This is a genomic window from Occallatibacter sp. (assembly GCF_049582745.1).
Taxonomy (GTDB): Bacteria; Acidobacteriota; Terriglobia; order Terriglobales; family Acidobacteriaceae; genus Telmatobacter.
The window spans coordinates 1-12,651 of the sequence record NZ_JBAUUO010000020.1; the positions used below are offsets into that span (position 1 = coordinate 1).

Below are 12,651 nucleotides of genomic sequence, written 5' to 3' on the forward strand. Positions count from 1 at the left end.
CAACATCCAGACCGTCGAAGACTTCCCTGACTTCGATCGCAACCAGGACGGCAAGGTTGACGACAACGATCTGCTGTTCGCTGTTGCGCTGCGCAGTTCCACGCCCACGCGTCCACTCGATTTACCCAACGACGATAGCTACCACTTCGCGCTCTTCGCTCAAGACGATTGGAAAGCCCTCTCCAAACTCACCTTCAATCTCGGCCTTCGCTGGGAAATGGATTCGAATCTCAACAACCTGAGCTGGTACAGCCAGCGCAACCCCATCGTTCAATCGTTCTATCAGGGCACGCGCCATCGCGACTTCAACAACTGGGGACCGCGTGTCGGGTTCAACTACGCCGAGAATCCCGATCTCAGCGTCCACGGCGGCTACGGAATCTACTACGACCGCATCACTCTCGAAATTATTTCGCTCGAAAAAGGATTCGATGGCCGCGCCCTCGCACTCAACGTTACCGCCGGCAACGTCATCACCGACCAGAACGGCGTTCCCATCTATCTGAATCAGGATGGCACCTTCAAGCCGTACGCACCTCAGGTACTCTCCAGCCCATTCAGCGGATTCGTCTTCACCGGCGCGGGCGCTGCCGGCATCGACGTCATTAGCAACCACATGCGCAATCCCATGGTGCAGCAGTTCAATCTCGGCATCGAAAAGCAAATTGGCCGCGGTCTTCTCGTCAAAGTGGATGGCGTTCACAATCTCGGCACGCGCTTTATCATCGGCCGTCCCGTCGGCACCGTCTACAACCCTGACACGCAGGGTCCCGACAATGTCACCGATCTCGAGTCCGCCGTCAACACCAAGTACGATGCGCTCTGGGTCAGCGTTCGTCAGCGCTTTGCGAAGTACGGCGAGTTCGACGCCGCATACACTCTCGCCAAGGCTTTCAACTACGCCAACGACGACCAGATTCCCTTCGAATACTCGCCCATCGATCCCACCAATCTGCAGGACGAATACGGCCCACCCCCCAACGACCAGCGCCATCGTCTCGTCATGTCAGGCATCGCCAATCTGCCCCTTCAATTCCACTTCGCGCCTATCTGGACCATCGCTTCCGGCGTCCCGATGGACATCCTGCTTCCCGATGGCAGCGAGCGCGTTCCCACCTTGCAGCGCAATGCCGGCGGTCGCAAATTTCACAATGCGCAGCAACTCAACGCATTCATCGCCGCCACCAACGCGGCCGGCGGAGTCTACGAGGCCAGCGCCAACGGCAACGTAATCCTTCCCCAGGTCAGCCCAAAAGCGCGTTTCAACGACAGCTTCAACTCACTGGATTTTCGCTTGGATCGATCGTTCCATCTCGGTGATCGCTACACCGTCAACCTGCTCGGTGAAGCCTTCAATACCTTCAACGCGACCAACATTCTCGGCGTCAGCAACCTCAACTACTCCGGCTTTGCCAACACCCTCTCGCCGGATCAGAACAATCCAAACTTTTCGTCCAGCTTTGGAACGCCCGTTTCCACGGCCGGTGGAGTCTTCGGTTCCGGCGGTCCGCGCGCCTTCCAACTCGCAGCAAAGTTCAGCTTCTAAACAAGGGCAGGGAAGCGGCCTGCGTTTCCGTCGGCCGCTCTAACCGCCACTTCAGCGTCTACAATTCTGTCGAGGGAATACCGTGGATCGACTGGAATACCAGCTTTTAGCGAAGTTGCGAACAAATCCCCCGCCAACATCGGAAACCAAAATCAAGCTCATCGAAGAAAAGGATGCGCAGGGCGACACCGCGTTGGCGTATCAATATTTTCGCGATCAAACCGGCCGCCGGGATGTACCCGGCATTCTCAAATGTTTCGGAACCAATCCTGCCTTCACTCGCCAGATGGTGGATATTTCTTCGTCCCTGCTTTTCAACGAAGGACACCTCTCTCGCAGGCAAAAAGAACTCATCGCCACCTGGATCTCGCAACTCAATGCCTGTCCCTACTGCACGGACAGTCACGGATTCTTTCTCGTTGCTCATGGGGTCGCTAAGGAAACCGCGCAAAGCCTTGCTGCCGGAAATCTCGATGCCGCAGGCCTTTCAGAATCCGAGACCCAGCTTCTCCGCTACCTCGAACAAGTCAACAAGGCGTCCTTCAAAACCACACGCTCCGACGTTCTCGTCCTGATCGCATCAGGTTGGAGCGAAGAGCAAATCGCTGAAGCAGTCCACGTCGCCGCCATGTTGGCATTCTGCAATACAGTCGCAAATGCGTTCGGCCTCCCGAGCCAGAACATGATGGCGCTTCTCGATTCTGCAGCCGTCCCCTCTGCTCAGGGATTGTCATCCTGACAAGGTGTTCTGGTTGTGAATAGCAGAAAAGCGGCTTTTCTCCAACTTGGAGCCGGCGGTCATATCCTTCGCTGTGCGGGTTTTTCCAGCTATACTCACAGCATCACCCTCCCAGGAGACCTCGCATGCGCCGGAGTCGGAGACTCATCTCACTGGCACTATTTCTCGCCGCGATTTTTACCGTCGCACTTTCCGCGCAAGCCGAGCCCGCCATCTGGGTCGTCAAGGGACCGCACTCCACCGTCTATCTGTTTGGCACCGTCCATGCGCTCGCAAAGGACGACCCCTGGCGCTCGTCGCCCAAGATCGACGCCGCTATCAAGCAAAGCCAGTCCTTATGGCTCGAAATCCCCAACGTCGACGACGCCGCGTCCATGCAGCCCCTCATCATGCAGCTCGGCATGGATCAGGAACATCCGCTCTCGTCCAAACTCACTCCCGATCAACTCGCCAAGCTCACCAAGGATGCAGCCAGCACGGGCATGCCGGGCGGAGAGGCCGTTTTCGAATCCATGAAGCCCTGGCTCGCTGCCCTCATGCTCAGTCTTACTCCTCTCATGCAAGCCGGCTACGATCCCAACAGCGGAGTCGAGCTGGAGCTCAAACCTGAGTTTGTCAAAGCCAACAAGCCCGTCAAAGGATTCGAAACCGCCGAGCAGCAGATGCACTATCTCGCCGACATGCCCGACAAGCAGCAAGTCGACTTCCTCGTCTCCGAACTCGACGATTACGATTCCGCCGTCGACAAATTCAAGCAGCTGCTCGCTGCCTGGTCCGCCGGCGATGTCGATGCGCTCGACAAACTCAACAACGCCGAGTTCCGCGACAAGTACCCCGACCTCTTCCAGACCCTCGTGGTCAAGCGCAACCAGAATTTCACCGCGCAGATCCGGGACCTGCTCAAAGGCGACGGCGTCACCTTCGTAGCCATCGGCGCAGGCCACCTCGTAGGCAACGAAGGAGTCCCCGCCATGCTCGAAAAGCAAGGCTACAAAGTCACCCGCGAATAGCGAGGCATCCTCGTCAACGAGAATTACGCCTTGTCATTCCGACCGACCAATGGGAGTGGAGGAACCCGCAGTTGCTTTTTTTACCGCACTGGCCGGGTGGCGGATGCCCCATCTCTCGACCTTGAGACATGGGAAAGTACGATGATCATCTAACCCTTCGCAAATTGAAGGAACCTCTCCACCACGCGCTCCACCAGCTCCGCCCGATTCCGCGGCGTCATCAACTCGTGTCCCGCACCTGCAACCATCAGCAGCTCCGTCCTCGCCGGAATCAGCTTCAGCGCTGCCTCCATCTCTTCCTTCGATCCAAATCCATCCCGCTCCCCGCTCACAAACATTGCCGGTGTCTGTAGAGAAGGGAAGTGCGCGGTCCGCATCTGATCCGGCCGCTTCGGTGGATGCAGCGGATACGAAAGCAGCAGCAGCCGCTCAACGACTCCAGGCGCAGCTGCAGCGAGCATTGAAGCCTGTCGCCCGCCATACGAGTGTCCGCCTAGAAGAATTCTGCCCGTCGTCTCCCGTCGCAGCGCCGACACCGCAGCGCGCAGCCCTTGCTGATCGCGTTCGCCGCTTCCGCGCACCGGTGGCCCGTGCGGACGCGCCTGTCTGAACGGCAAATCGCATCGCAGCACCGTCAGGCCCGCCGCGCAAAATGCCTCCGCCAGCGCCTTCAACAGAGGTGTCTGGCAATTCGCTCCCGCCCCATGCGTCAGCACCAGTCCATCTGCATCAACACCGCGGGCCCGATGCAGAAGCCCTCGCACTGGCGCATCTTTGATGGAGTCGTCTTTGTACTCTTCGTTGTCCAATGCTGATCACTTATAACTGACAACTGAGAACAGATGACTGATAACTGTAACTAAGAACTGCGATACGGGAGCCCGCAGCGCCCCAGTAGCCCGGCAAACCGCGCATCCCGGCGCAGCCCATCCCACTTGGCATCCGACGGCAGCATTGCCAGATGCACATCGTGCGCTTCCACAGCGCGTTCCAGCCACTCGAACGCTGCGTCCACATCGCCAAGCCCCGCATACACCAGCGCTATCGCATAGGGCGGCATATACCTCTGCCGGCCAATGGCCTCCAGCGTTTGCAGCACTTGCCCGGCTTCGTCCGTCCTTCCCATCTTGGCCAGCACGTATCCGCGCAGGGAGAACACCTTGCTGTTCTCACCGCCCGCGCCGCCACCGCGGCTGAGCGCCGTTAAAGCCTGCTCGTACTCGCCGAGTTGTTCGTATGCCTGCGCCATCTGCAGATTCCCAATCCAGAAGTCCGACAACACAACAGAAGCCTGGCGCGCAAACTCCAGCGCTCCCGTGTAGTCCCGCGCCAGGAATGCCACCTGCGCCGAGAGCGCATGGTGCATCGCCTGCAACGGGTCAAGCGCTCGCGCACGGTCCATCGCCTGCCGCGCTTCTTCTTCGCGATGCCCTGCATGCGCCAGTGCGATTCCAAGAAGCCGGTATACCAGCGAGTAGTTCGGATCAATGGCAATCGCCCTGCGATATGCCACTTCTGTCTCTGCCCAATCCCAGTCCAGCCAGAACTTTACAAACCCCCACGACGTCTGCGTCTCTGCCAGCTCCGGTTCCGCCGCAATCGCCTGTTCCGCCGCATGCCGCGCCTTTTCCCAAACATCGGCGGGTCGCGCGTCCGCGTGGATCGGGCTCGACGCATACGCATCCGCAAGCCCCGACCATGCCAGCGCATAATTTGGATCAAGCTGCGTCGCGCGCAAGTAGCACTCGACAGCTTTTCGCGTCGTCGCCGGAGTGAACAGGTTCCAGTAATAGCGCCCTTGCAGATACGCGTCGTACGCCTCGGGATTGTGCGCCTGCCTTCGCGCCAGCGCATCCAGCCTCTCCGGAGAAAGCCGCAGACTTATCTGTTGCGCAATCGTCGTGCTCAGCTCGCGCTGAAACGCCAACATGCTCTTCGGCTCGCTGTCGTACGTCGCCGACCATATCTGCACCTGGTCGCTTGCCCGCACCAGCTTCGATGTCACCCGGATCCGTCCGCCTTCGCTACGCAGTGAACTCTCCACAAGGAACGCCGATTTCAACTCGCCGCCAATCTCCTTGAGCGACTTCGTTGCATGCTTGTATCGCATGATCGTCGTCCGCCCAATCACGCCCAGCCGCACCGGATCGATCTGCCCCAGCGCCGCGATCACTTCTTCCGTCAACCCGTCCGCCAGGTATCCGCGTTCTGTCTCCGGTCCCAGGTTTTCAAAAGGCAGCACCGCAAGCACCGACGCCGACGTCGCCTCAACTGGCGCGCCCAGTTCCGTCATTTTTACTGGCGACAGAAATCGATATCCTCGTTTCGCAACGGTCTCGATAAACTCCACGCCGTTGCCCTCCGCGCGCAGCGTCCGCCGCAATTCCGACACGCAATGCGCCAGTGTCGCCTCTTCCACAAACGTATCCGGCCAAAGACCCTTCAGAAAGCTGTCCTTCTCCACCAGCCGCCCGTGATTCTCCACCAGCAGCAGCAACGTGTCGAAGACCTTCGGCTGCAGTTTCACCGGGCGCTCTTCGCACACCAACTGCTTCTCCCGCGGCAACAGCCGGAAGTTGGCAAACTCGTATGAAACCTGCGGTCTTTCGGTCATTCCCTCTGCCCGCCTGAATGTGCGGCGATTCTAGCAGGATCAACTGAACCCCTCCTCAACATTTCCGGCACAAATCCTCAACCGATCCTCAAGACTTCGCCACTGAATCCCCGCTACCGTGTCCTTGTCGTTGCAAGTCACTTTCCCCAAAGGAGATCGCCACCATGCCCTCAGTTTCGAAATTCCAGATCCTCGTCCGCGTCATCTGGCTCGCCATCTTCGCCACGTGGTTCGCCGCCCTGGTCCCCCTCCACGCCGAGTTCCCGGAATCCGCCTCCCCCCGCAGCCTCGAAGGCGCGTGGTGGGTCAACGTCTCTGTCTTCGACTGCAACACGCTCGCCCCGAAAGGGAAGTTCACCTCGTTGCTTCTCTTCTCCCGTGGCGGCGCCGTGACTGAAACCACCGCCAATCCCGGCTTCCTCCCCGGCCAGCGCAGCATCGGCATCGGCAACTGGGACAGATCCAGGTACGAAACTTACACCGCCAGCGACGTTGCGTTCATCCTGTTCTCGGGCGGCCCATTCCAGGCGGGAACCCAGAAAATTACACACACCATCACCCTCAGCGATGACGGCAGCCGGTGGAGCGATAGAGCACTCGTCGACTTCTACGATGCTACTGGCGCGCCCATTGTCACGATGCACGCCTGCGCTACCGCCACCGCCGCCCGCCTTCAATAACTCCATTTAGACGACCGGGCGGATCATCCCCAAGATCCGCCCAGTCCCCTAATCCCTGCGTCCCCGGTCCCTGTTCCCCGGTCTCCCTTCCCGCTCTCCGCATCTCACCTAAGGCAGCCGTCCGCCCCGGAGAGTCATGAACCCCTCGTCCACCGCACGCATACTCACCCAGCTCTGGTTCATTACCGTCGCGGTCCTGGCCATCGCCGTCCTCTATCTCGCCAAAGTCCTCCTGCTCCCCCTGGGATTCGCCATCCTCTTCGCCTTCCTTCTCGCCCCTGTCGTCGCCCTGCTTGAACGCCTGCGCCTCCCGCGCCCGATCGCCGCCCTTTTCGTTATCCTCGTCTTCGCCGGCCTTCTCTGCGTCGCCACCTGGACCATCTTCACCCAGCTCGTTGCCATCGCCAACGATCTGCCCACCTACGGCGGCAACATCGCGCAAAAGATGCAGGCCCTCCACAGTCCCAGCAACTCCGCTTACAGCCGCGCGCAACGAGAAATCCAGCGAATCAGCGAGGAGCTCGGTATCGCCAACTCCACCGGCGCCCTCCCGGCCCCCGGCCAGCGCGACGCCAATCCCATCGGCACCACTCCCGATCGTCCCGTCCAGGTCCGCGAAGTCGGCCGCCCCAGCGGACGCCTCGATCAGTTGGGTGGCATCATCGAGCCCCTCACCACCGCGCTACTCTCCGTCGTCTTCACCTTCTTCGTCCTCCTCCAACGCGAGGACCTGCGCAACCGCCTCATCCATCTCTCCGGCGACCGCAACCTCTCCCGCATGACCCAGGCGATGGGCGACGCCAGCCGACGCATCTCCCGCTACTTCTTCCTCCAGGTCGCCGTCAACATCGTCTACGGATCACTCGTCTGCGTCGCGCTCTATTTCATCGGACTTCCACATTGGTTTCTCTTCGGAGCTCTCGCCTTCCTCTGCCGCTTCGTCCCCTACATCGGGGCCCCCGTCGTTGCTCTCTCCGCCACCCTGCTCTCGCTCGCCGTCTTCCCAGGCTGGACCCACACCGCGCTCATCTTCGGCCTTTTCGTCGTGCTCGAAATCGTTACCGCCAACTACGTCGAGCCCCGCGTCTACGGCCACCACACCGGCCTCTCCACCCTCGCCGTCCTTATCGCCGCCGCTTTCTGGACCCTCATCTGGGGCCCCGTAGGCCTCATCCTTTCCGTCCCTCTCACCGTCTGCCTCGTCGTCATGGGCAGCCATATTCCCTCGCTTGAATTCCTCGCCGTCCTCCTCGGCGATCAGCCCGTCATCCCGCCCTACACCGCCTTCTACCAGCGCATGCTCGCCCGCGACGAACGCGAAGCCGCCGACATCCTCCAGTCCTCGCTCAAAGACCAGTCCCTCGCCTCCGTCTACGACTCCATCCTCATCCCCGCCCTCACCATGGTTGAAATGGAACGCCAGAGAGGCGAACTCGAAGACTCCACCGTCCGCTTCATCCGCTCCAGCACCTCCGAAATGGTCGACGAACTAGGCTTCCGCGCCCTGGAAGAAAAAAACGAGCTCGCCCACGCTGCATCGGACAACGCAGACACAGTCCCGGCGTCCCTTGTCCCCGGTCCCTCAGCCAGTCCCTCTGTCCCTATGTCCCTGAGTCCCTCTGTCCCTGCTTGTACCGTCGTCGTCATCCCCGTCCGCGACGGCTCCGACGATCTCATCTCCACCATGCTCGCCCAGGTCCTCGATCAGGCCGGATTCCACTCCACCTGCATTCCCATTCAGCGCATTGACGAAACCGTCTCCGCCGTCGCCGAACAAAAGCCCGACCTCGTCTTCCTCTCCGGAATGCCGCCCGTCGCCATGGCCCGCGCCAATCGCATCTTCCGCAGCCTCCGCAGGGCAAATCCCGCGCTCAAGATTGTCATGGGAATATGGCACTACAACGAAGACCCCGCCCGCGCCGCCCAGATGATCAGCCGCACCGAAGAACTTCACATCTCCACATCAATAGCCGACGCCATCGCCGAAGCCTACACCCTCACCGAACCCCACCCCGCCCTAGAAGATCCCCTCGACAACTCCCCAAACCTAGTAGCTACCCCCACCGACACCGCCGCATAGCCAATAGTTCCACCAGTGCCGTGTCATCCTGAGCCCCGCACGCTTTCACGCAAAAGGGAAACCAAGGTGTGTCATCCCGAGCCCGGCACGCTTTCACGCAAAAGGGAAACCAAGGTGTGTCATCCTGAGCCCCGCACGCTTGGGGCCCCACGCAGTGGGGTAAGCGGGGCGAAGGATCTGCTTTTGTTTTTCTCCCCAACCCCAATAAGCCCGTCATCCTGAGCGAAGTCGAAGGACCTGCTTTTGTTTTGCTCCCGACGCCTCTTGCGTCATGAGTGGGAAACCACAAATCAGCCCCCGCCCCTCACAGGTTTCTTCTCTACCCCGTAACGCCCCACCGCCAAAAATCACTATTAAGAAAAGGCGGAGTGAACATCCCCCTCACGCGTGCCCATCACGCATGAAATCCCCCGTTCCCTCCGAGAAGGTGTCCCTATGGTGCTCATCAACGGTTACACACGCTTCGGCATGGTCGACGTTCCTGGCGATCTCGAAGTCCCCTGGTGGATCGCTCCCCACGTCCGCGATTTCGCCAGCCTCGCCAAAAGCTCCGCCGTCACTGAAGCGCAGCGCGAAGCAGCCGAAGTCGAACCCGCCCTCGCCGCGCTCACCCAGCGACTCGCGCAAACCGCCGCCGTCGCCCACGTCGCCGCCAACGTCAAAGGCAGCGAAGGATTCGCCGCCGGCGTCAGCGCCACCCTCGCCGCCGACATCGACGAATTCTGCGGAACCCCGCCCCGCCCCAAGCACGTCAACCAGGCCGGCCTCGCCGTGTCGTTGATAGCAGCAAGCCTCCCCGCCAACGACCCAGCAAAAGCCGCATTGGTCTCCCAAGCCGAACGCCTCCAAAACCTCAGAGGCAAACTCTCCGCCGCCGCATAACCGCGCGGATTGGACCGCGCTTACGCTCGATCCATAAGCGCACCGCCACCACCACCGTGTCATCCTGAGCCCCGCAGCTTGGGGCCCCATGAACAACCGTTCATGGGGCAAGCGGGGCGAAGGATCTGCTTTTGTCCTTCCGCTCACACCACCACAATTGAACGTGCCCCTTCCATTCCGCGCGTCGCAACCCCGACTCGCGCCCACGCGCAGCTTTGAAGGGGCACGAGTTCAGTCGTGCCACACGATCATTAACACATGTTGTCATCCTGAACGTAGCGGCTTGGGGCCCCACGCAGTGGGGTATGCGGAGTGAAGGATCTGCTTCTGTTTTTTCGCTAGCACCACCGCAACCATAGGTGCAGCCACCACTCTCTCGAACACGCTCAGTTACTTTCAGCCGTGCGTTCCAGATGCTACCCTCGTTCCAACCGTGACCGCTCCCAAAAACCAGCTCTATTACGGCGACAACTACGAAGTCCTCCAGCGCTACATCAAGGACGAGTCTGTCGATCTCGTCTACCTCGATCCGCCTTTCAACTCCCGCCAGGACTACAACGTCCTTTTCGCCGAGAAAGATGGCTCGCAATCAAGTTCTCAAATCCACGCCTTCGAGGACACATGGGAGTGGAACATCGACGCCGAGCGCTCATATCAACACATCGTAGAGCGCGGAGGCCGCGTTGCCGACGCTCTCCGCGCCTTCCGCACCTTTCTCTTTGGCAGCGACATGATGGCCTATCTAGCCATGATGGCTCCGCGCCTCGTCGAGCTTCGCCGCGTACTCAAAGAAACCGGCTCCATCTATCTCCACTGCGACCCCACCGCCAGCCATTATTTGAAGATTCTGATGGACGCGGTTTTCGGACCGCAAAGCTTCCGCTCGGAAATCATCTGGAAACGAACCAACACTCACAGCGACGCAAAGCGATGGAGTCCAGTCTCAGACACGCTTCTTTATTACGTGAAGGGCGGACCGCCAACTTGGAACTCGATTTACGAAGCGCACGGCGAGGAGTACATCGCTTCGAAGTATCGTCAAAAAGGAAGCGACGGGAGACCCTACACGCTCGACAACATGACGAGCCCGAAGCCTCGACCCAACATGACGTACGAGTGGAAAGGCTTCCCACCGCCACCAAACGGCTGGCGATACTCGCGAGAGACGATGACCAAGCCCGACGCAGAAGATCGCATTTGGTACCCCGCATCAAAGGAAAAACGCCCTCGCTTGAAGCGATATTTGGATGAAATGCATGGGGTACTTCTCGGCAATGTATGGACCGATATCAATCCGATCAACTCCCAAGCCCAAGAGCGCCTAGGCTACCCCACACAAAAGCCCGAGGCCCTCTTAGAGCGCATTATCAAAGCCAGCTCCAACGAAGGCGACCTCGTCCTCGATCCATTCTGCGGCTGTGGCACCACCGTACAAGTCGCGCAGCGCCTCAACCGCCGTTGGATCGGCATAGACATCACCCACTTGGCCATTGGCCTCATCAAGAAGCGCCTCACCGACGCATTCGGCCCGGAGATCAAAACTACCTACGATGTGATCGGCGAGCCCACCGATTACACCGGAGCCGCTGCCCTCGCCGCCGAAGATAAGTACCAGTTCCAATGGTGGGCGCTCGGTCAGGTCGGAGCACGACCCGCCGAACAGAAGTAAGGCGCAGATCGCGGCATCGATGGCCGCCTCTATTTCCACGACGACAATTCAGGCAAGTCGAAGCAAATCATTTTTTCAGTGAAAGCGGGCGGAGTTTCGGTCCCCCAAATTCGCGACCTCGTCGGAGTGCTCGACCGTGAGAAGGCAGAGATGGGCGCGTTCATCTGCTTCGAAGAACCCACCAAGCCCATGCTCCGCGAAGCCGCCGAAGCCGGACTCTACACGTCGAGCGACCGCAGCACCTATCCACGCCTGCAAATTCTCACCATCCAACAAATTCTCGACGGCAAACAACCGGCATACCCAGTCCACCGCGCCGACGCCACATTCAAGAAAGCCCCGCGCGCCAAAACGGAAAAAGAAAACCTCACGCTTCCGTGGGACGGTGCAACATAGGGGTAGCAAACCATGCCCGCGCGTCAACGCAAAGCCGCTCGCCCCACCCCATCCCCCCTCCGCATCTTCGCCGCCAACGAGCGCCTGAACCAGCTCCTCCTCTCCCATCTCGCTCCCGCCGTCTGGACAGCGAAGCCGCCCGGCAACGTCCGCACCATCGCGGCGATCTTCACCCACATGCACAACGTCCGCACCAAGTGGATCAGGCTTACCGCGCCGCATCTGAAAATCCCCGCCCAGCTCAACCGCGCGCACTGCACGCCGCAGCAGGCCCGCAAGGCGCTCGCCGAGAGCGCAGCAGGATGTGAAACGATGCTCGCCGAAGTAATCGCAATCGAAAATGGAAAAACCAGAGAAGGGAATCGTGGAGAAGGGAATCGCCCGCAGCGCATCACCCAATTCGTGCGAGACGGCTGGGCCAAGCCCTGGCCGGCGGGCCCCGAGTTGCCGACCCGGATGCTCTGCTACATGCTCGCGCACGAAGCGCACCACCGAGGCCAGATCTCGATGCTCGCCCACCAGCTTGGCCACCCCCTGCCCAAAGCCGTCACATCCGAAATGTGGAATTGGGAAAAACTCTGGAAGTAACGGCGAACTCCCGCGAAGCGCGCCAACTCCACCAACCCGTCAAGACCCACTCCGAAAGATTCCTCCTAACCCCCTCATTCCATTCGCAAAAAACTTCCCGCCATTTTGCAGATAATTATCCCCTCCCGGCGCACAATGAACTCAAATGCAAATCCTCTCTCACACAAGTTCTGCAGATGCCCTCGATAGTCCCTGGTCCCTAGTCCCTAGTCCCTAGTCCCCCTCTAGTCCCTAACCCTGGTACCTAACCCCTGTCTTTTGAAACCTCTACAGCGATCCTCAATACACACAGACCTTTAGAGCATTTCACTAGTTACTGTGCACGGGGTCATTTGTGTTGCAAGCTAAAGGTGGCGATTGTCCGCACACCCAGATGCCGGAACCATACTCGAACGATCTGCGAGGGAAGTTCTTTGCGGCGTATGACCGTGGGGAAGGAAGCCTGAA

11 protein-coding genes are annotated in these 12,651 nt (G+C 59.9%); 9 read left to right on the forward strand and 2 right to left on the reverse strand.

Features of this window, described 5'->3' with window-relative positions; translation table 11 throughout:
• From WCA10_RS02780 to WCA10_RS02790, 3 genes are all read left to right on the forward strand, one after another.
• Positions 1 to 1,546, forward strand: a 1,546-nt coding sequence (locus WCA10_RS02780; protein WP_472820963.1) for a TonB-dependent receptor domain-containing protein, incomplete at its 5' end; no start/stop codon positions are given.
• Between the two features lie 82 nt (positions 1,547 to 1,628).
• Positions 1,629 to 2,285 (forward strand): carboxymuconolactone decarboxylase family protein, encoded by a 657-nt coding sequence (locus WCA10_RS02785; RefSeq protein WP_472820964.1) that lies wholly within the window; start codon positions 1,629 to 1,631, stop codon positions 2,283 to 2,285.
• Positions 2,286 to 2,410: 125 nt separating this feature from the next.
• On the forward strand, positions 2,411 to 3,295 hold the full coding sequence (locus WCA10_RS02790; RefSeq protein WP_472820965.1) for a TraB/GumN family protein: 885 nt from the start codon (positions 2,411 to 2,413) through the stop codon (positions 3,293 to 3,295).
• Positions 3,296 to 3,444: 149 nt separating this feature from the next.
• On the opposite strand, the gene WCA10_RS02795 is transcribed toward WCA10_RS02790, so the two are convergent.
• Both WCA10_RS02795 and WCA10_RS02800 read right to left on the reverse strand, forming a co-directional pair.
• Positions 3,445 to 4,104 (reverse strand): alpha/beta hydrolase family protein, encoded by a 660-nt coding sequence (locus WCA10_RS02795; protein ID WP_472820966.1) that lies wholly within the window; start codon positions 4,102 to 4,104, stop codon positions 3,445 to 3,447.
• Positions 4,105 to 4,154: 50 nt separating this feature from the next.
• Entirely contained in the window at positions 4,155 to 5,909 is a 1,755-nt protein-coding gene (locus WCA10_RS02800; protein ID WP_472820967.1) for a winged helix-turn-helix domain-containing protein, read from the reverse strand.
• A gap of 164 nt (positions 5,910 to 6,073) precedes the next feature.
• Between WCA10_RS02800 and WCA10_RS02805 the strand changes: the two genes are divergently transcribed.
• From WCA10_RS02805 to WCA10_RS02830, 6 genes are all read left to right on the forward strand, one after another.
• The gene (locus tag WCA10_RS02805) at positions 6,074 to 6,589 is read left to right on the forward strand and encodes a hypothetical protein (protein ID WP_472820968.1); all 516 of its coding nucleotides are present in this window, start codon (positions 6,074 to 6,076) and stop codon (positions 6,587 to 6,589) included.
• A gap of 136 nt (positions 6,590 to 6,725) precedes the next feature.
• Positions 6,726 to 8,669, forward strand: coding sequence for an AI-2E family transporter (locus WCA10_RS02810; RefSeq protein ID WP_472820969.1), 1,944 nt, complete (start codon positions 6,726 to 6,728; stop codon positions 8,667 to 8,669).
• Positions 8,670 to 9,104: 435 nt separating this feature from the next.
• A complete protein-coding gene (locus WCA10_RS02815; RefSeq protein ID WP_472820970.1) occupies positions 9,105 to 9,551 on the forward strand; it encodes a hypothetical protein in 447 nt (148 codons plus the stop codon).
• 433 nt (positions 9,552 to 9,984) lie between these two features.
• Positions 9,985 to 11,220: a site-specific DNA-methyltransferase gene (locus WCA10_RS02820; RefSeq protein ID WP_472820971.1), complete on the forward strand. Its 1,236-nt coding sequence runs from the start codon at positions 9,985 to 9,987 to the stop codon at positions 11,218 to 11,220.
• Between the two features lie 15 nt (positions 11,221 to 11,235).
• Complete coding sequence (locus tag WCA10_RS02825) at positions 11,236 to 11,616, forward strand: hypothetical protein (RefSeq protein WP_472820973.1); 381 nt, start codon at positions 11,236 to 11,238, stop codon at positions 11,614 to 11,616.
• Positions 11,617 to 11,628: 12 nt separating this feature from the next.
• Positions 11,629 to 12,204: a DinB family protein gene (locus WCA10_RS02830; RefSeq protein WP_472820972.1), complete on the forward strand. Its 576-nt coding sequence runs from the start codon at positions 11,629 to 11,631 to the stop codon at positions 12,202 to 12,204.
• Positions 12,205 to 12,651 lie beyond the last annotated feature (447 nt).